This window comes from Lentzea sp. (assembly GCF_036380075.1).
Classification (GTDB): domain Bacteria; phylum Actinomycetota; class Actinomycetes; order Mycobacteriales; family Pseudonocardiaceae; genus Lentzea.
Genome location: NZ_DASVFL010000074.1, coordinates 1 through 17,466, shown reverse-complemented (window position 1 = coordinate 17,466; position 17,466 = coordinate 1). Strand labels below are relative to the sequence as shown.

The window sequence follows — 17,466 nt, the reverse complement described above, 5'->3', positions numbered from 1 at the left end:
ACAGACTAGAACCTGATGAACGCGAAACCCGTGCCGTTCGGACGTTCCCCGTCGTGGACGACGAGCAGGTTGAGCTTGCCGAGGACGATGTCGGCGCCGTCGGAGTGTTCGACGTCCTTGACGCGGAAGTCCTTGAGCGGCTTCATGTCCGCCGTGCGGTAGGCGACGAACCGCGAGTCGCCCTGGCTGGACGCGAGCAGCACGTCGTCCGCGATCGTCAGGCCCTCGGCATCGGCTTCGAGCCACTGCCCGCCCAAGCCGGGGTTCGGGCCGTCGGCCTCGCACTCCTCGGTCTCCGGGTTGTACCTCTGCGGCGCGCCCCACGAACGGACCTTGTCGACGAGCTGCGGCTTGCCGAAGCCGTTGGCCCGCAACGGGATGCGCCAGATGCCCACGTCCTCCTGTGCCGCGTACAGGGTGTTCGTGCGCTCGTCGATCACCATGCCCTCGACCTGCGGTCCCTCACCGGGTTCACCGCACACGGTCCACTGCTTGCCGTCGGGCAGGGTGAAGGTGCTCGGCAGGTCCAGAGTGGACACCTTCTTCGTGTCGTACCGGGCACCTTTGACGACCTGCAGCAGTGCGATGGTCGTCTCGTTGCGGCGGCTCGTGACGACGACGTCCTTGCCGTCGACCTTCCCGGCGGCCAGGCCGTAGGCGGTGTGCTGGTCGTCGACCTCCTCCTCGGTCCTGCTGAACACCGGCCCGGTGGCGGGGTTCGTGACGTCCCTCGCGCCGCGTTCGTCCACTTGGAACACCCGGACGCGGTCGCGGCCGCGGTCGCTGACGAACGCGAGGTCGCCGAGCACGTCGACGTTGTTGAACCGGCCCGGCTTGGCGTCCGGCGTCGGCGGCTGAGGTGCCGGGTACACGTCGATCGTGCGGCCGTTCAGGTCGAACGCGGCCAGGCCGCCTTCCTTGAGCGTGCCCAGGACCACACTGCGGTCGGCGTTGCGCGGGTTCACCCAGATGGCCGGGTCGTCCGCGTCCGCGGGCTCCTCGAAGGTCTGCGTGACGACCGTCGGTGTGATGACGGGCGTCGCGGGCGCGGTGAGGAACAAAGAGACGAGCGCGAGTGCTGAGGAAGGTGACATGGTGGGACCGTAGGAAACACCGGTGTACTGCGACTGAACCGCGGGGGAACAAGCCGTGTGGTACGAGACGGGATTGACGATCTTCGGGCAGAAGATCGCGTACACGGAGCTGTTCGGGCAGGTCCTGGCGCTGGCGGTGGTGTTCCTCGCGCAACGCCGGTCCCTGCTGACGTGGCCGGTCCAACTGGTCTCGGTCGCCCTGCTGTTCACGGTCTACCTGTCCTCGCACCTCGGTGGTCTCGCGACCCGGCAGATCGTCGTGGGGCTGATCGCCCTCTACGGCTGGTACGCCTGGGTGAAGCGGCGCGACCCCGTCTTCGGCGTGGTGGTCCGCAAGGGCTCCTGGCGGGAACGCGGTGCCGTGGCAGGGGCGTTCGTGGCGGGCACCGTCGCGTTCGCGCTGGTGCTGGACTGGCTGGACGCCTCGTGGGCGCCGTGGCCGGACGCCGCGATCTTCGTCGGCACCGTGCTGGCGTTCGCGCTGCAGGGCCTCGGCCTGGTCGAGTTCTGGCTGGTGTGGCTGGTGGTCGACGCCGTCGGCGTGCCGTTGCAGATCCAGTCGGGCCTGTACTTCAGCGCGTTCGTCTACCTGATCTTCGCGGGTCTGGTGGTCCACGGCTTCGTCGACTGGAACCGCACCGCCCGCCGGTTGACACAGGCGGCAAAGTCTCCCCTATGAGGGGACTTGTCGCATTCCTGGCTGCTGCTTCGTTCCTGGTTCCTCCGCCCGCCACGGCGTCTGCGGCATCTGAGCCGCCACGCACCGGTTTCGAGAAGACCGGCAACTGGACCTCGGAGTCGGAGGAACAGACCTACCTGCGCGCCCTGGACCTCCCGATCTCGCAGATCGGTGTCACGGCTCAGGGCCGTCCGATCCAACTGGTGCGCGTCGGCCCGCGGTCGGCGCGCACCGTCGTGCTCTTCATCTGCTCCCAGCACGGCGACGAACCCGCGGGCCGCGAGGCGTGCCTGGTCCGCATGCGCTCGCTGCCGCGCACGTCGCAGGTCACCTACCTGTTCGTGCCGAACGCCAACCCGGACGGCCGCGTCCTCGACACCCGCGGCAACTCGGCCGGCATCGACATCAACCGCGACCACCTGCTGCTGCGCACGGCCGAGGCCCGCGCGATGGCCGCGGTGATCCGCGACTTCAAGCCCGACGTGATCCACGACCTGCACGAGTTCGGGCCCTCCGCGCCGTACTACGTGAAGGACGTGCTGTGGCTGTGGCCGCGCAACCTGAACGTGTCGGACGGCGTGCACGACCTGTCCGAGACGTTGTCGCGGTCGTACGTGCGTCCTTCGGTCGAGGCCGCCGGCCGCACCTCCAGCGTCTACGGCATCTACGTCGACCCGGTGACCGGCGAGCCCGTGCGCCAGGTCGCCGGCGACGGCCAGGAACGCATCCTGCGCAACACCGGCGGCCTGAAGCACGGCATGGGTCTGCTGGTCGAGACGAACGTCCTGGGCACGCCCGCGTTCCGCGTCGAGTCGCATTTGAAGGCCCTGGACGGCACGCAGGCGTTCGTCCGGGACAACCGGGAGGGGATCGAGGCCGCGAACGCCGCGTCGCGCGCTGTGCGGTCTGGGCCCGTGTACTTCGGTGGTGCCGACAACCAGGCCCCTGACCCGTCGGACGTCGTCCCCGCGCCGTGCGGGTACGTGCTGACCGGGGCGCAGTACGTCGAGGTGCGGGACGAGCTGGCGTTGCACGGGATCACGTCGCAGTACCTGCGGGGCGGCGACCGGATCGTGCCGGTGGAACAGGAGGCGCGGCCGATCGTCCCGCTGCTGCTGGACGGTCGTGCCGACCAGCCGCTGGTGGGGGCACAGCCCGTTGCGCAGTGCTGAGCCCGTGACCGGTGCCGACCTGCTGGCGGACATGGAGCGGAACCTCGCCGCGCACGCGTGCCACCTGCACCGGTACCTGCCGGACGCGACCGTGGCCGAGGCGGACGACCTGCTGGTCGCGGACAGCGGCTTGGAAGACGACACGTTCAACCTCGTGGCGGCGGCCCGGTTCACGGAGGCGACCGCCGCCACGCGCGTCGCCGAGACGGTGGAGGCCGTCGCGGCGACCGGGCGGCCGTTCTCGTGGTGGGTCGGTCCGGCGAGCACCCCGGCCGACCTCGGTGCGGTGCTGGCCGATGCGGGCCTGAGCGCGTCGGAGACCGAGGCCGCCATGTGGCTCGACCTCGCCGGCGCCACCCTGCCCGAGCCGGTCGCGGACGGGCTGGAGATCCGCCGGGTGAGCACCGAGGCCGAGCTCGCGGACCACGCGGAGGTCTTGGCAGCCAACTGGGACCCGCCCGCCGCCACGGTCCGCCGCTTCTACGCCGCGGTCGCACCGCACGCGTTGACGAGCCCGGCGCGCTATCTCGTCGGGTACGTGGACGGGCGCGCGGTGTGCACGGCGGAGGTGTTCCCGCACGCGGGTGTCGCCGGGATCTACAACATCGCGACGCTCGCGACGGACCGGCGGCGGGGCTACGGCGGTGCGATCACGTCGGCCGCTCTGCACACCGCACGGGCCGAGGGACACCGAACCGCGGTTCTGCAGGCCTCTGAGGAGGGCGAGACCGTCTACCGGCGTCTGGGGTTCCGAACCGCCGGCCGGTTCACCGAGTACGCCCTCAGGGCGTGAAAAGGGCCGCTCCGCGCGTGGCGGAGCGGCCCTTCGCCGAACCGGTTACGCGAGGCCCGCGTCCGACGTGGACGGGCCGGCCGCCTGCACGTCGTCGATGCGGTACTTGCGGGCCGCCTCGACGACCTTCGACTGCTCGACCTCGCCGCGCTTGGCCAGTGCGGCCAGCGTGGCGACGACGACCGACTCCGCGTCCACCAGGAAGTGGCGGCGGGCGGCCGGGCGGGTGTCGGAGAAGCCGAAACCGTCCGTGCCCAGCGTCGTCATGTCGGTCGGGACGTACGGGCGGATCAGGTCCGGGATCGCCGACGCCCAGTCGGACACGGCGACCACGGGACCCTGCACGTCCTTGAGCACCTGCGTCACGTACGGCACGCGCGGTTCGGCGTCCGGGTGCAGCAGGTTGTGGCGGTCGGTGTCGACGGCGTCGCGGCGCAGCTCCGAGTACGACGTGGCGGACCACACGTCCGCGGAGACGCCCCACTCCTCGGCCAGCATCTTCTGCGCCTGCAGAGCCCACGGCAGGCCCACGCCGGAGCCCAGGAGCTGGGCGCGCGGACCGTCGCCCGCGGGGCCCTCCTGGTACCGGTAGAGGCCGCGGAGCAGGCCCTCCACGTCCAGGTTCTCCGGCTCGGCCGGCTGCACGTACGGCTCGTTGTAGACCGTCATGTAGTAGAAGACGTTCTCGGCGTTCTCGCCGTACATCCTGCGCAGACCGTCCTTGACGATGTGCGCCACCTCGAACGACCACGCCGGGTCGTAGGCGACCACGGCCGGGTTCGTGTGCGCCAGCAGCAGCGAGTGGCCGTCGGCGTGCTGCAGGCCCTCACCGGTCAGCGTGGTGCGGCCCGCGGTGGCACCGAGCACGAAGCCGCGCGCCATCTGGTCCGCCGCCGCCCACAGGCCGTCGCCCGTGCGCTGGAAGCCGAACATCGAGTAGAAGATGTAGATCGGGATCATCGGCTCGCCCTGCGTGGCGTAGGACGTGCCGACCGCCGTGAACGACGCCGTGGACCCCGCCTCGTTGATGCCCTCGTGCAGGATCTGGCCCTGCTCGGACTCCTTGTAGGCGAGCATCAGGTTGGCGTCCACCGACGTGTACGCCTGGCCGTTCGGGTTGTAGATCTTCTGCGTCGGGAACATGGAGTCCATGCCGAACGTCCGTGCCTCGTCCGGGATGATCGGGACGATGCGCGGGCCGATCTCCGGGTCCTTCGCGAGGTCGCGGACGAGACGGACGAACGCCATCGTCGTGGCGACCTCCTGCTTGCCCGAACCGCGGCGGACGCCCTCGTAGACCTTGTCGCCCGGCAGCACCAGCGCCTTGGACTTGGTGCGGCGCTCCGGCACGAACCCGCCCAGCTGGCGGCGGCGTTCCTGCATGTACTGGATCTCCGGCGAGTCCTGCCCGGGGTGGTAGTACGGCGGCAGGTACGGGTCGGCCTCGAGCTGCTCGTCCGAGATCGGGATGCGCAGGCTGTCGCGGAAGCCCTTCAGGTCCGCCAGGGTCATCTTCTTCATCTGGTGCGTCGCGTTGCGGGCCGCGAAGTGCGGGCCGAGCGAGTAGCCCTTGATGGTCTTGGCGAGGATGACGGTGGGCTGGCCGACGGTCTCGGTCGCCGCCTTGTAGGCCGCGTAGACCTTGCGGTAGTCGTGGCCGCCGCGCTTGAGGTTCCACACCTCGTCGTCGCTCATGGCGTCGACGAGGGCCTTCGTGCGCGGGTCGCGGCCGAAGAAGTGCTCCTTGACGTACGCGCCGTCGTTGGCCTTGTAGGTCTGGTAGTCGCCGTCGGGCGTGTTGTTCATCAGGTTGACGAGCGCGCCGTCGCGGTCGGCGTGCAGCAGCGAGTCCCACTCGCGGCCCCAGACGACCTTGATGACGTTCCAGCCGGCGCCGCGGAAGAACGACTCCAGCTCCTGGATGATCTTGCCGTTGCCGCGCACCGGGCCGTCGAGGCGCTGCAGGTTGCAGTTGACGACGAACGTGAGGTTGTCGAGCTGCTCGTTGGCCGCGAGCTGGAGCAGGCCGCGCGACTCGGGCTCGTCCATCTCGCCGTCGCCGAGGAACGCCCACACGTGCTGGTCGGAGGTGTCCCGGAAGCCGCGCGCCTGCAGGTAGCGGTTGAACCGCGCCTGGTAGATCGCGTTCATCGGGCCGATGCCCATCGAGACCGTGGGGAACTCCCAGAAGTCCGGCATCAGGCGCGGGTGCGGGTACGACGGCAGGCCACCGCCGGGACCGGCGTGCGAGTACTCCTGGCGGAAGCCGTCGAGCTGGTGCTCGGACAGCCGGCCCTCGAGGAACGCGCGGGCGTAGACACCGGGCGAGGCGTGGCCCTGGATGAAGATCTGGTCGCCGCCGCCGGGGTGGTTCTTGCCGCGGAAGAAGTGGTTGAAGCCGACCTCGTAGAGCGACGCGCTCGACGCGTACGTCGAGATGTGTCCACCGACACCCACGCCGGGCCGCTGCGCGCGGTGCACCGTCATCGCGGCGTTCCACCGGATCCACGCACGGTAACGGCGCTCCACCTCCTCGTCACCGGGGAACCACGGCTCCCGCTCGGTGGGGATGGTGTTGACGTAGTCGGTGCTGGTCAGCGAGGGCATGCCGACGTGGTTCTCACGCGCACGCTCCAGCAGGCGCAGCATCAGGTACCGCGCCCGCTGCTGGCCACCGCCCTTGAGCACCTCGTCGAACGACTCGAGCCACTCCGAAGTCTCTTCGGGGTCGATGTCGGGCAGGTGGGCTGCCATACCGTCGCGAATGACACGTACCCGCTCGGGGCCTGTGTTCTGCGGGCTCAAGGTGTCTCCTCGGCTTCGTTGGCGGTACTCGCGTGGCCCGGAAACCGTGCCACGCGCTCCTATCGTTGTCCTTGCGGCGCGACTTCGTCATCGCTACTGATCGGTAGTTCTGGATCGTGTCGCTCACGCGCGCGCGATAAGAGGTATGTAGAGCGTGCCTCATGCCAGTGTAGGTCCCTCCACAGGGGGGCCTGTTACGGCGTGTCACGTGGTCAACAGTTGCGCCGGAGGTAGCTGACAGTGTTCGCTAGCCCGAGGTAGTCGACTTGGCGGCAGTCTCTGAGGCTGTCGCTCTTGCGTAGTTGGAGGAGTGAAAACCGTGGTCGCCGCGGAAGACGCCGGCAAGATCGGCGTCGCCGAGAAGCTCGGGATCGAATCGGGCATGGTCGTCCAGGAGCTCGGCTGGGACGAGGATGTCGACGACAACCTCCGTGCCGCCGTCGAAGAGCAGATCGGCGGGGACATCCTCGACGAGGACGCCGACGAGACCGTGAGCGTCGTGCTGCTCTGGTGGCGGGAGGACGACGGCGACCTGGTCGACGCTCTGCTCGAGGCCACCGGGGTGCTCGCCGAGGACGGCGTGATCTGGGTTCTCACCCCGAAGACCGGCCGCCCCGGCCACGTGGAGCCTTCGGACATCGCCGAGGCGGTGCCGACCGCGGGCCTCTCGCAGACCTCGAACATCAGCGTCGCGGACGACTGGGCCGGCACCCGCCTGGTGTGGCCGAAGTCCGCCAAGGCCAAGCGCTGACCCCCTGGATCCACGGGCGGTCCGACGTCGCTCGTGGATCCGGGTGGTGCGAGGAGGGGTTCCCGTGGCGGTAGCCGTCGGTTCCGAGGCACCGGACTTCACGCTCAGGGACTACAACAAGCAGCCCGTGACGCTGTCGTCGTTCCGCGGCGTCCGGAGCGTGCTGCTGGTGTTCTACCCGTTCGCGTTCTCCGGCATCTGCCGCGGCGAGCTGTGCCAGCTCCGCGACGAGCTCCCGGCCTACGAGGGCGTCGAGGTGCTGGGCGTGTCCGTGGACACGCCGTACGCGCTGAAGGCGTGGGCGCAGCAGGAGGGGTACCAGTTCCCGCTGCTGTCGGACTTCTGGCCGCACGGGGCCGTTGCGTCGTCGTACGGGGTGTTCAACTCCGACTCCGGCATGGCCGTGCGGGGGACATTCCTGGTGGACGTCTCCGGCGTGGTGCGGTTCGCCGAGGTGAACTCGCCCGGGGAGGCCCGGGACCAGTCCGGGTGGAAGAGGGCCGTAGCCTCTCTTCGGGCATGATGTAGGTCCTGCGTCCGTCTTCGGGCGTGGGTTGGGGCGTGTAGCTCAGCGGAAGAGCACTCGGTTTACACCCGAGCGGTCGCAGGTTCGATCCCTGTCGCGCCCACCACTGCTGCGGATCTGGCCTGAAGTTTCACCGTGAGCGGACCGCACCGGTTGAGCGCAGTTCTCCAAGAGACTGTCAAACGTCGTGTGGGTGCACACAGACGTCATGTGAACACCCACGCGATGACTTCGCGAAGTGAGTTTGATCTGATCAGCCTTTTCGGCTGCGGAGATCTGCTTGGAGAAGCTGTTTCCTGCTGGTGGCGCGGTCGTATCCCGTCAATCCGGTCGCCGCAGATGGAAGAAAACTTCTCTTTTAGAACTTGCCCGCTCGGGTCAGTGGTCCCTCACCATTCCCAGCTGAACCCGATGACGCTTTGCACCGCGAAAGCGAGTGACTTGAAAACATGCGGTTCTCGATCTGTCTTGACCTCGACGTGTTCACGCGTGAGTGGTCGGCTGTCCGGCTCGCGGTCATTCCAGCTGGCCCACCAGACGCGAGAGGGTACGTAGTCCGGGTGGAAGTTCACGGTGAGCGACATGTCTTTCGTCGGGCGTGAGGCAACGCGCCTGAAAAAACCTCTGGGCTCTTTGTACTTGAGCTTCACCCGATACTCGATCGTTGTCTGCTCCCCTTTAGTCAACTTGTGGGGAAGGACAATGTCGAAAGCGTAGGTCGCAAGGCCGCAGTGGTAGAGATCTGTGACCTGGCCGCCCTTTGTCTCGAGTATTTCGATGGCTTGCGTGTCCCAGCGCACCGGGCAGCGGTCGACCCCGTCGACCAGTGCCTCGATCCTCTGGACGAGATGATGTTCGTGAGCTGTTCCGTCGCGGCCGACGTAATGTTCCTCTTGTAAGGACACCACTTCATAGCTGGGTGTCTGGAAGCCGGCGGCCTTGGCGGGCGGTGCGGCAAGCGGTAACAGGACGGCGTCAACTTCTTCGGGATGCGCGCCGCTGAACAACGCAAGCAGTTGACGTGCGTCGTCTTCTGACAACGAAAATGCGCCGACGAACAACTTCAAGGTCTCTGACGTGAGATTTCGTCCTGCGAGTGCACGTTGGATGAAGCTTCTGAGTGCACGAGCGTTGGGGGGTTCGCCCGACTTCAGTCGTAAGTAGTCGGCTATGACCCGGGCCACCGCAGCCTGGCTGATCTCATTTCTTCGGGGCTTCTCCGCCCGCTGCATCCAGCGATCTCGGTATCGGCCTTGCTGGTTCAGCAGCTCGCGCAAGTACGCGGCTGCGGCATCCGGTCCAGCCAGGGTGGAGCTTGACATGGCAGGCCTCCGAGCACGTTAGAGCGAGGGTCTAAGAGTCTGCCATGCCTACTCGTCAGTTGGAACCGCCAGCTACCACACCCATCGAAACCCCGCAACAGCACTGCTGATTGACACCAGATGCCGGTGAACCGAGTGGTCAGGATCCAGTGCGACGGGTTCCTCGTGCTTGATCGGGCTGTGCGGATCGGCTGTCTCCCACTCCGCCCACCACACCTTGTTCGGAAGGCGGTTCTCGTCGAACGTGACATCGAGATGCCACCCACCGCTGTAGTGCCCGTAGATCGTTCTGTTGTAGACGGTGGGAGGTGGTTCGCTGTAGTGGAAGTCGAGCTGATATCTGAAGTCCTGCAGAATCCCGAGTTTCAGAGGCTCGTAGAAAACATATTTGACGAGCCACAAGCCGCTCTCGCACTGGACGAGCTCGCTTTGGGTTCCTCCCTTGAGAAGCGTGACCTCGAGCTCGTCGGTGTCGAAGCGATGCGGGAAGTGGTCGACACCATCGCGAAGTGAACGGACCGTCTGACGTGTCTCGTGTCGCAGTGGCAGGCCGTCCGGGCCCAGTACGTGCTCTTCCTGGATGTACACCGTCTCGAGACCGGATTCACCGAAACCGGGCGGCTGGACGAGAGTGCCTTCCACGACCGGTGCGTACTCCTTCCCGTGCCAGATGTTCTCCAGTCTCTGGGCGTCGATCCTCTTGATCTCAAATACGTCGATCAGCTCTTTGAGCGTCGCAAGAGACAGTGACTTGCCTGACAATGCCCTGCTCATCGCGTGATGTTTGATGCGCTTTCCACGCGTTCTCCTGTTGCTCGCGCCCGCCTTGTACCGGACCAGGTCCGTTCCGGTGAGCTGGTCGTTGTCGTAGAGGTAACGCGCCCAGGCGGCGCCGGCGGCCTCCTGGTTGAACTCGCTGGGGTCGTTGGCAGCCACGTGCAACCCGAGGTCGACAGCTACAGCGACCCAGATGTTGCGAGAGCGGCCAGGCTGGCGGAGGAGATGTTCCAGAAACCTGCCGGCTGCTTGCTCGGCGTGGCGAACTGGACGTGAACCTGGCACTTCGAACCCCCGGCGACTGTGACAAGAGTGAGCCATATCGTCTCGAATGGTCGTGGCGGCGGTCTACCGCCGTTCGGACCACGACGTATGGCTGGTTTTGCGGAGTCTCGCGGCGAGGCAGTGGTTGCCGCGAGTTCCTGATGACGTCGAGGAGCGTGACGGCGAGATGTGGACGTCCTGAGGGTGTTCGGATAGATGCTTGCCATGAGTGCTGACGGACAGGCGCCACTACGGGATCGTGCGTCATTCTCGTGACTCAGTTGGGAATGGAAATCCCGAATTCCTGCGATGTTGATTCTTGAGAGTTTCGGTCGGTGGGCATCGGTTCGGTGGCCGATGGATCGAGCCTCGGGCGGTAGATGTGCGACGGAGGAACCTCGCCTGTCCGTCAGCAGTCTCGTGAAGGGCTGGCCAGGTGGAATCAGGAGACTCGGCACGGTCAACGAGCTCCGGCGCCGGTCCGGCGACGGGCTCATCCGTTGCCGCAACGCGATGTGACAACTGTGCGACAGATCGTTCGTAGTGTTGGGCCAGGTCGCTGCGACATGGCCGGTGACCAGTCAAGACAAGGAGAAAGATCATGGCCGCCAAGCTTCGTAACCCCTCGTCTCGCGGAGGCGAGGGCGGTACCTACCCGCGTCTGAACGGGTAGGCGGGCCGCCGAGCTCGTCTCGGCGTCTCAGCTTGGGGTCGTCTCGGCGGAGAGATGACCCCAAGTCGAGTTCGAGAAGGTGGTCGCGGTGGCTCGGTGACGTAACTTGTACGCGTTTGCCTGGAGCCTCCTCCGAAGGACGACCACCTGTGAGACGCAAGGGCAAGGCCGCCAAGCCCGTCACCACCGCAGTCACCCAGGAGCAGATCAAGCTCCTCGCCCTGGTCGAACAGGGCGGAGTGCACAGGGGCGCCACGAGCTGGTACCTGGAGCACCGGCCCGCCGAGCAGCGGGACGCCGACGACCTCGAGAACCTGCACCAGCGCCACTGGATCACGTGGGACAAGCCCGAGCGGCCCGGGAAGCACGGGATGGCCGCGCCGGTCGACATCACGTCGCGGGGGCGTGCCGCGTTGCAGCACCACCTGCCCGAGTGGGTGCTGGGACGCAACGCTGCGCCACGCGGGTTGCCTTCGGTGAGGACGATCTAGGTTCTTGGCTCGGCTCCAATAGCCTCCGGAACGGCGATGGGAGGCGACGTGGCGGATTTGCTCACCGGCGGCGGACTGCGGGCGCGGGATCACCACCTGCTGGAGGACGAGGCGCGGAGCACCGGGCCCGTGCACGCGGCCAGGCGGCCGGACGGGGTGCGGGTCTCGGTGGTGACGGTGGGGCTCGAACTGACCCGCGCACTCCTCGCCGACAGGCGGTTGTCCAAGGACAGCGGGTTGTTGCAGCGGGAGATGATGCGCCAGCTCAATGAGGCCGGCAGTGCGCAGACGGACCTCGCCGGGCTGTTCGGGCCCAGCATGCTCAACAGCGACAACCCGCGGCACGCGCGGTTGCGGCGGCTTGCGGTCAAGGCGTTCCACCACCAGGCGGTGCACCGGCTCGCGCCTCGCGTCGAGCAGATCACCTCGGAGCTCGTGGACGCGCTGCCGGAACGTGTGGAGGTCGACATCGTTGCCCGGCTCGCGGTGCCGATGCCCCTGCACGTCATCGGCGAGGTGCTGGGGGTACCGGAAGACGACCGGGTGGCGGTCCGGAGGTTGATCGAGACGATGCTGTCGATGGACCCCGCGCTGTCGCAGCCCGCGAGTGACGCGTTGGGCGGGTATTTCCACGAACTGCTCACGGGTGGCTCGCTGGGCGAGGGCTCGTTGTTCAAGGCGTTGGTCGAAGCTGACGACGACGGTGACCGGCTGACGCACGACGAACTGATCGCGATGGCGTTCCTTCTGGTCGTGGCGGGTCATGAGACGACGGCGGGTCTCATCGCGAACGTGGTGCACGACGCGTTGGACAACGGGCTGTGGGAAGAGGCCGCGGCCAACCCCGCGCTGGTGCCCCTGCTCGTCGAGGAGACGTTGCGGCACAACTCACCCGTCCGGCACGCCACGCACCGCATCACCACCGAGCGCGTCGAGATCGAAGGGGTCGCGGTCCCCGAGAACACGATCCTGCTGATCAACCTCGGCTCGGCGGGGCGGTGCCCGCGGGCGCACGAGGACGCGGCGGAGTACCGGGTCGGGCGGGGCGTGAACGGGCACGCGACGTTCGGGTACGGGCCGCACTTCTGCCTCGGGTCGTCGCTCGCGCGGCTGGAGACGGAGACGGTGCTGCGGCACCTCGTCACGCGGTTCCCGCGGGCCGTTCGCGCGCGAGCCGAGCAGCCGCCGGTGACGCACAACGACATCATGGTCAGCCTCGCCTCGCTGCCCGTGGTGCTGGGGAGGTGAAGGCGGGATGGATCAAGGTCGGCGGCCCTGCGCCGCAGCCGCCCCACGGCCGTGTGGAGCAAGGTTGCGGGTTCTTGCCCGCATGGTGGGAAAGCACGGTCCGCGGCACCGGCCGGCGGGGGGTTAGGGGATCAGCCCCAATGCGTCTGACCAGGGCTATCCCGAAGTCCACATGAGACGTAACTTCTGTTCATGTCGGTGCGCACCTTCGCGGTCGTGGTCGGTCTCGCGTTCCTCCTCGGCGGGGGAGCGATCCTCTTCGTGACGCTCGCCGTCGAGGCGCCGAGCGGGACGCTGATCCCGTGCGGCAACAGCGTGGGGATCGGGTTCGACGAGCCCGCCGCCTCGGCGGTGAGTCCCGCCTACGTCGACATCTGCGCGGACCTGCGGCACCGGCGGCTGCTGTGGGGGCTGCCGGTGATCGGGGTGGGCGTGCTGCTGCTGATCGGGTCGCTGCTGGGTTCCCGGAACGCTACTCACCGGTAAGGTCGCGTCATGACGTGGATGGTCTACGGCGCCAACGGCTACACCGGACGTCTGATCGCCGAGCTGGCGGTCGAGCGCGGGGAACGGCCCGTGCTCGCCGGCCGTTCGCGCGAGAAGGTCGAACCGGTCGCCGCCGCGCTGGGACTGGAGCACCGCGCGTTCGACCTGGGCGACGCGCGCAAGAACCTCGATGACGTCGACGTCGTCGTGCACTGCGCGGGCCCGTTCTCGCAGACCTCCGACGCGATGGTCGACGCGTGTCTGAAGAGCCGCACGCACTACCTCGACATCACGGGCGAGATCGACGTCTTCGAGTCCGTGAGCGCGAGGCACATCGATGCGCGCAAGGCGGGCATCGTGCTGTTGCCCGGCGCCGGGTTCGACGTCGTCCCCACGGACTGCGTGGCCGCGATGCTCAAGGAGGCGCTGCCGACCGCCACGCACCTCGACCTCGCGTTCGTTGTCGGGGGAGGGGCGAGCGCGGGCACGACCAAGACGTCGGTCGAGGCCGCCGCGGTCGGCGGGCGGATCCGGGTGAACGGCGACCTGAGGCGGGTGCGCATCGGGCACCGCAGGCGCACCGCGTACTTCCGGTCGGGGCCGCGCGAGGTCGGCAGCATCCCGTGGGGTGACGTCAGCACCGCCTACCGGTCGACCGGCATCCCGAACATCACCACGTTCACGACCGTGCCCGGCGTGCTCGGGCAGCTGCAGCAGTTCTTCTCGCCCGTGCTGCAGACCTCGCTCGTGCAGAACGTCGCCAAGTCCGTCGCCGGCAAGGTGAAGGGCCCCGACGAGAGCAGGCGCGCGAACACGCGTGCCGAGGTGTTCGGCGAGGCGTGGGACGCGAAGACCAAGGTGCAGTGCGCGATCACCACGCCCAACGCCTACAGCCTCACCGCGGACGCCGTGCTCCGCGCGATCGGGAAGATCCACGACGCCGCGCCGGGCTCGCACACTCCGTCCAGCGCGTTCGGCGCGGGTTTCGTGCGCGAGCTCGACGGCGTCGTCGCGGGAGAGCTCCGCTTCGGCTGAAGCGCTACTTCTTCAGGTGCTTCGCGACGCTGTCGACGACCCCGCCGACCGCGTCCTTCACCTTCTCCACGCCGTCCTTGACGGCGGCCTTGGCCTGGTCCGCGCGGCCCTCGTTGGCGAGCTGCTCGTCGCCGGTCACCTCGCCCGCGGTCTCCTTGGCCTTGCCGCCGAGCTCCTCGGCCTTGTTGCTGAACTTGTCCGACAGCGACATCGCGTCCTCCTCCGGCTGAGAGTTCGTTGACGTCGGTTCGACACCCCTGACCAGGGCATCGTCACGCCACTGTCGGGTGAAAACCGGGTGAGGACGCTCACGACCGGGAAATTGTGGAACCGCGTGACGTTTCGCGCACGAACGTGTCCATCGGACGACGGAGAAATTGGGCGGGGGTGTGCGCATGAGCGTGGCCGAGGCAGCCGCACTCGACGATGCCACGCTGGTGGCTAGGTCCCGTGACGGCGACATGCGTGCTTACGAGCAGCTGGTCCGCCGTTACCAGGGTCCGATGTACCGGCTGGCGCTGCGCATCGTGGGCAGCAGCGGGGACGCCGAGGACGCGGTGCAGGACGTGTTCCTGACCGCGTGGCGTCGCCTGGAACAGCTCCAGGACGACGGGGCGTTCCTCGGCTGGCTCTACCGCACCACCACCAACCAGTGCCTGAACGTGCTGCGCAAGCGCAAGCCGCACACCGACACGGAGCTCGACGAGCACGAGTCGGCGGCACCGCGCACCCGGCCCGACCGCGCGGTGGAGGTGAACGCGCAGCTCGACGCGCTGCAAGCCGCACTGCGCGGCCTCACACCGGAACAGCGGGCGTGCTGGGTGCTGCGCGAGGTCCACGGCCGGTCCTACGACGAGATCGCGGAGGCGATCGGCACGACCCAGCAGGCGGTGCGCGGCAGGCTCGCACGGGCACGGGCACAACTCGCGGAGGTGATGGCGCCGTGGCGGTGACGTCCGACTACGACCTGCCGTGCGGGCGGGACGTCGAACAGGTCTGGGAGGTGATCGACCTCTCCGACGAGCACACGCGCTCGTGTCCGCACTGCGCGGCCGTGCGGGAAAGCCTGCTGGTGCTGCGCGCGGCGACCGAGGAAATGGCGCAGGAGGAGCTGGAACCACCGTCCGACCTGGTCAGCCGTGTCATGTCCGCCGTGCGCGCCGACGTGCGACGGGCGGACGTCGTGCCGTTGCCCGGCGACGGGCTGGCGCGGATCAGCACGCGGGCGGTCGCGGCCGTGCTGCGGTACGCCGCGGACGGCGTCGACGGCGTGCGGGCACGGGGGTGCCGGGTCGTCGAGGCGGAGGAGTCGACCGGGCCGGACCCGGTGATCGAGGTCGAGCTCAGCATCGCGATCACCGCGCGCGTCACGGTCGAGGCGTACGAGGAGGTGCGGCGGCGGGTGCTGGCCGCGGCCTCGGCGCGCATCGGTGTGCGGCTCGCCCGCCTGGACCTCGTCGTGTCGGACGTTCTCGAAGGGTGAGCGAGTGATCGAGACAGTCGTGTCCGCACCGGCTGTGGCGGCGGTCGCGGTGCACGCGGCCGAACGGGTCGCCGGTGTGCGCGTGCAGCCCGGGATGGCGGGCCTGGTGAGTTCGGTGGTGCGCACGGCGCGGCAGCAGATCAAGGGTCTGCAGCCGGCGCCGGTCGAAGGTGTGCGGGTGCGGTGGTCGGGAGTGGCCGCGGTGCTGGAGGTGGACGTGGTGATCTCGGGACTGGACCAGGCCGCGGCCGTGGCCCGCGCCGTGCAACGGTCGGTGCGCGCGGTCGTGCCGGAACTGACCGGCGTCGAGGTGGAGTCCGTTCTCGTCACCGTGGTGGACGTCGCATGGTGATCGTGGCGGAGCTGTTGAAGGCGCTGGGGAAGATCGAGGGGCTGCGGCCGTCGGCGCCGGAGCCGGCCCGCTCGTGGATCCCGTGGGACGTCGACGCCGTGGCCGTCGACGTCGAGGACGACCTGGTGTGCGTGCGCGTCGTCGCGACCAGGCTGCCGTTGCAGTGCGCGGAGGCCGGCGAGGTGCTGCGGGCCGTTCTCGTTGGCACGCAATGGGAAGACGCGATGCTGCGGATCGTTGTGACCGATGTGGACAAACGTGCGCTCGATCACCTGAACGGGGCGTGACGTTTCCGCCGGAGGCTGTGTCCTACAGACGACGACACTTCGAGGGAAGGGGTTAGCGATGACGCAGGCGATCGAGAAGAGGAACAGCGTCGTGGACGCGAAGCTGGTGACCGACAAGGGTTCCACCACCATCGCCGACGTCGTGGTGCAGAAGGTCGCCGGCCTCGCCGCGCGGGAGATCCGCGGCGTCCACGCCCTCGGCGGCGGCGCCACCCGTGCGCTGAGCGCGCTGCGCGACCGGATCCCCGGAGCCACCGCGAGCGCGGGCCAGGGCGTGTCGGTCGAGGTCGGCGAGAAGCAGGCCGCGGTCGACCTGGAGCTCGTCGTCGAGTACGGCGTGCCGATCGCCGACCTCGCGAAGTCGGTGCGCGGCAACGTGATCACCGCCATCGAGCAGATCACCGGCCTCGAGGTCGTCGAGGTCAACATCAACGTCAACGACGTGCACATCCCGAGCGACTCCGAGGGCGACGAGCCCGAGACCGCGCGCGTGCAGTGAGGGAGAACGCCATGAGCACCACAGCACTGGGCCTGCTGACCGGGCTCGCGCTCGGTCTGGCCGCGGCGTTCGGTGGCTTCAGCGCGTTCCTGGTCGTCCTCGTCTTCGGCGCGATCGGCCTCGTGGCCGGCCGCGTCGCCGAGGGCAAGCTCGACCTGGCGCAGCTGCTCGGCAGGGATCGGGACTGACCATGACCGCATCTCTCGTTGCCGCACAACCAGGTCTGACCACGGTCGCGGACCGCGCCGTGAGCCGCATCGCCGGACGTGCCGCGATGGAGGTGGCGGACGTGCTGGGTGCCGAGGTCACCGCGCGCGTGACCGGGGGCGTCGCCTCGCTGGACGCGCGGCTCGACCTCCGGTACCCGGCACCGGTCGCGTCGACGGCCGCGCGGGTGCGCGCGCACCTCGTCGAGCGCGTCGGGGCGTTGACGGGACTGCGGGTGTCCGTCGTGGACGTCTCGGTCGGCGTGCTGCGCGTCGAGAAGGCGTCGGCGGGGAGGGTGTTGTGACCCGCCGTTCCCGCCGGGTGCTGCCCGCCACGCTCGCGGCGTTCGTCCTGCTGGCCATGTCGGTCGTGGTCGCGGTGTCCGCGATCCAGCTCGCCCTCGGCGAGGCACCGCTGCTGTCGTACGACGCGGTGGTGGGAAGGCTGCACGGCACGACGTGGTCGGCACGGGAGGTGGCCGTGACGGGAGGGGTCGTCGCGGTCGTCGGGCTGCTGCTGTTC

General features: G+C 68.4%; 21 protein-coding genes, 1 tRNA gene and 1 pseudogene. 18 read left to right on the top strand and 5 right to left on the bottom strand.

Annotation, left to right across the window (positions count from 1 at the left end):
• Positions 1-5: 5 nt before the first annotated feature.
• Positions 6-1,094 (bottom strand): phytase, encoded by a 1,089-nt coding sequence (locus VF330_RS09830; RefSeq protein WP_330851209.1) that lies wholly within the window; start codon positions 1,092-1,094, stop codon positions 6-8.
• 55 nt (positions 1,095-1,149) lie between these two features.
• Here VF330_RS09830 and pnuC point away from each other — a divergent pair, with 55 nt between their 5' ends.
• The 3 genes from pnuC to VF330_RS09815 are packed head-to-tail and all read left to right on the top strand — an operon-like array spanning position 1,150 to position 3,738.
• Positions 1,150-1,773 carry a nicotinamide riboside transporter PnuC gene (pnuC, locus tag VF330_RS09825; protein WP_330851208.1) on the top strand — a complete coding sequence of 208 codons (624 nt, stop codon included), beginning with the start codon at positions 1,150-1,152 and terminating at the stop codon, positions 1,771-1,773.
• Positions 1,770-2,945, top strand: coding sequence for a M14 family zinc carboxypeptidase (locus VF330_RS09820; protein WP_330851207.1), 1,176 nt, complete (start codon positions 1,770-1,772; stop codon positions 2,943-2,945). Before pnuC ends, VF330_RS09820 begins: the two co-directional genes overlap by 4 nt.
• Positions 2,946-2,949: 4 nt before the next feature.
• The gene (locus VF330_RS09815) at positions 2,950-3,738 is read left to right on the top strand and encodes a GNAT family N-acetyltransferase (RefSeq protein ID WP_330851206.1); all 789 of its coding nucleotides are present in this window, start codon (positions 2,950-2,952) and stop codon (positions 3,736-3,738) included.
• 45 nt (positions 3,739-3,783) lie between these two features.
• Here the strand turns inward: VF330_RS09815 and aceE are convergent, their stop codons facing one another.
• Positions 3,784-6,492 carry a pyruvate dehydrogenase (acetyl-transferring), homodimeric type gene (gene aceE / locus VF330_RS09810; RefSeq protein WP_330851205.1) on the bottom strand — a complete coding sequence of 903 codons (2,709 nt, stop codon included), beginning with the start codon at positions 6,490-6,492 and terminating at the stop codon, positions 3,784-3,786.
• 370 nt (positions 6,493-6,862) lie between these two features.
• Here aceE and VF330_RS09805 point away from each other — a divergent pair, with 370 nt between their 5' ends.
• From VF330_RS09805 to VF330_RS09795, 3 genes are all read left to right on the top strand, one after another.
• Positions 6,863-7,294, top strand: coding sequence for a DUF3052 domain-containing protein (locus VF330_RS09805; RefSeq protein WP_330851204.1), 432 nt, complete (start codon positions 6,863-6,865; stop codon positions 7,292-7,294).
• 64 nt (positions 7,295-7,358) lie between these two features.
• On the top strand, positions 7,359-7,817 hold the full coding sequence (locus VF330_RS09800; protein WP_330851203.1) for a peroxiredoxin: 459 nt from the start codon (positions 7,359-7,361) through the stop codon (positions 7,815-7,817).
• A gap of 34 nt (positions 7,818-7,851) precedes the next feature.
• Positions 7,852-7,926: transfer RNA gene (locus VF330_RS09795), tRNA-Val, on the top strand.
• Between the two features lie 283 nt (positions 7,927-8,209).
• Here VF330_RS09795 and VF330_RS09790 read toward each other — a convergent pair.
• On the bottom strand, positions 8,210-9,142 hold the full coding sequence (locus VF330_RS09790; protein WP_330851202.1) for a hypothetical protein: 933 nt from the start codon (positions 9,140-9,142) through the stop codon (positions 8,210-8,212).
• Between the two features lie 72 nt (positions 9,143-9,214).
• A complete protein-coding gene (locus VF330_RS09785; protein WP_330851201.1) occupies positions 9,215-10,078 on the bottom strand; it encodes a hypothetical protein in 864 nt (287 codons plus the stop codon).
• Positions 10,079-11,005: 927 nt separating this feature from the next.
• On the opposite strand from VF330_RS09785, the gene VF330_RS09780 reads away from it, so the two are divergent.
• The 4 genes from VF330_RS09780 to VF330_RS09765 all read left to right on the top strand — a co-directional run bounded on the left by VF330_RS09780 (position 11,006) and on the right by VF330_RS09765 (position 14,116).
• Positions 11,006-11,347, top strand: coding sequence for a hypothetical protein (locus tag VF330_RS09780; protein ID WP_330851200.1), 342 nt, complete (start codon positions 11,006-11,008; stop codon positions 11,345-11,347).
• 48 nt (positions 11,348-11,395) lie between these two features.
• Positions 11,396-12,595 (top strand): cytochrome P450, encoded by a 1,200-nt coding sequence (locus VF330_RS09775; RefSeq protein ID WP_330851199.1) that lies wholly within the window; start codon positions 11,396-11,398, stop codon positions 12,593-12,595.
• A 192-nt stretch (positions 12,596-12,787) separates the two neighbouring features.
• Positions 12,788-13,081 carry a hypothetical protein gene (locus VF330_RS09770; RefSeq protein ID WP_330851198.1) on the top strand — a complete coding sequence of 98 codons (294 nt, stop codon included), beginning with the start codon at positions 12,788-12,790 and terminating at the stop codon, positions 13,079-13,081.
• A 9-nt stretch (positions 13,082-13,090) separates the two neighbouring features.
• Complete coding sequence (locus tag VF330_RS09765; RefSeq protein ID WP_330851197.1) at positions 13,091-14,116, top strand: saccharopine dehydrogenase family protein; 1,026 nt, start codon at positions 13,091-13,093, stop codon at positions 14,114-14,116.
• 4 nt (positions 14,117-14,120) lie between these two features.
• Here VF330_RS09765 and VF330_RS09760 read toward each other — a convergent pair whose 3' ends face one another.
• Positions 14,121-14,327, bottom strand: coding sequence for a CsbD family protein (locus tag VF330_RS09760; protein ID WP_330851196.1), 207 nt, complete (start codon positions 14,325-14,327; stop codon positions 14,121-14,123).
• 184 nt (positions 14,328-14,511) lie between these two features.
• Between VF330_RS09760 and VF330_RS09755 the strand changes: the two genes are divergently transcribed.
• The 8 genes and pseudogenes from VF330_RS09755 to VF330_RS09720 form a co-directional block, all read left to right on the top strand.
• Entirely contained in the window at positions 14,512-15,069 is a 558-nt protein-coding gene (locus VF330_RS09755; protein ID WP_330851195.1) for a sigma-70 family RNA polymerase sigma factor, read from the top strand.
• The gene (locus VF330_RS09750) at positions 15,060-15,599 is read left to right on the top strand and encodes an Asp23/Gls24 family envelope stress response protein (protein ID WP_330851194.1); all 540 of its coding nucleotides are present in this window, start codon (positions 15,060-15,062) and stop codon (positions 15,597-15,599) included. Before VF330_RS09755 ends, VF330_RS09750 begins: the two co-directional genes overlap by 10 nt.
• Before the next feature lie 4 nt (positions 15,600-15,603).
• Positions 15,604-15,951, top strand: coding sequence for an Asp23/Gls24 family envelope stress response protein (locus VF330_RS09745; RefSeq protein WP_330851193.1), 348 nt, complete (start codon positions 15,604-15,606; stop codon positions 15,949-15,951).
• Positions 15,945-16,238, top strand: coding sequence for a hypothetical protein (locus VF330_RS09740; RefSeq protein WP_330851192.1), 294 nt, complete (start codon positions 15,945-15,947; stop codon positions 16,236-16,238). The genes VF330_RS09745 and VF330_RS09740 overlap by 7 nt, the downstream gene beginning before the upstream one ends.
• 58 nt (positions 16,239-16,296) lie before the next feature.
• Positions 16,297-16,737, top strand: coding sequence for an Asp23/Gls24 family envelope stress response protein (locus VF330_RS09735; protein WP_330851191.1), 441 nt, complete (start codon positions 16,297-16,299; stop codon positions 16,735-16,737).
• Positions 16,738-16,748: 11 nt separating this feature from the next.
• On the top strand, positions 16,749-16,925 hold the full coding sequence (locus VF330_RS09730) for a hypothetical protein (protein WP_330851190.1): 177 nt from the start codon (positions 16,749-16,751) through the stop codon (positions 16,923-16,925).
• Positions 16,926-16,927: 2 nt separating this feature from the next.
• A complete protein-coding gene (locus VF330_RS09725) occupies positions 16,928-17,248 on the top strand; it encodes an Asp23/Gls24 family envelope stress response protein (RefSeq protein ID WP_330851189.1) in 321 nt (106 codons plus the stop codon).
• Positions 17,245-17,466 (top strand): annotated as a pseudogene (locus VF330_RS09720) (hypothetical protein); the annotation flags it as partial. The gene VF330_RS09725 and the pseudogene VF330_RS09720, both read left to right, overlap by 4 nt.

Coding starts and splice junctions, on each gene's coding strand:
- VF330_RS09830 (WP_330851209.1), bottom strand. CDS start 1,094: ATGTCACCTTCCTCAGCACTCGCGCTCGTCTCTTTGTTCCTCACCGCG.
- VF330_RS09820 (WP_330851207.1), top strand. CDS start 1,770: ATGAGGGGACTTGTCGCATTCCTGGCTGCTGCTTCGTTCCTGGTTCCT.
- aceE (WP_330851205.1), bottom strand. CDS start 6,492: ATGGCAGCCCACCTGCCCGACATCGACCCCGAAGAGACTTCGGAGTGG.
- VF330_RS09790 (WP_330851202.1), bottom strand. CDS start 9,142: ATGTCAAGCTCCACCCTGGCTGGACCGGATGCCGCAGCCGCGTACTTG.
- VF330_RS09770 (WP_330851198.1), top strand. CDS start 12,788: ATGTCGGTGCGCACCTTCGCGGTCGTGGTCGGTCTCGCGTTCCTCCTC.
- VF330_RS09765 (WP_330851197.1), top strand. CDS start 13,091: ATGACGTGGATGGTCTACGGCGCCAACGGCTACACCGGACGTCTGATC.
- VF330_RS09760 (WP_330851196.1), bottom strand. CDS start 14,327: ATGTCGCTGTCGGACAAGTTCAGCAACAAGGCCGAGGAGCTCGGCGGC.
- VF330_RS09755 (WP_330851195.1), top strand. CDS start 14,512: ATGAGCGTGGCCGAGGCAGCCGCACTCGACGATGCCACGCTGGTGGCT.
- VF330_RS09740 (WP_330851192.1), top strand. CDS start 15,945: ATGGTGATCGTGGCGGAGCTGTTGAAGGCGCTGGGGAAGATCGAGGGG.
- VF330_RS09735 (WP_330851191.1), top strand. CDS start 16,297: ATGACGCAGGCGATCGAGAAGAGGAACAGCGTCGTGGACGCGAAGCTG.
- VF330_RS09730 (WP_330851190.1), top strand. CDS start 16,749: ATGAGCACCACAGCACTGGGCCTGCTGACCGGGCTCGCGCTCGGTCTG.
- VF330_RS09725 (WP_330851189.1), top strand. CDS start 16,928: ATGACCGCATCTCTCGTTGCCGCACAACCAGGTCTGACCACGGTCGCG.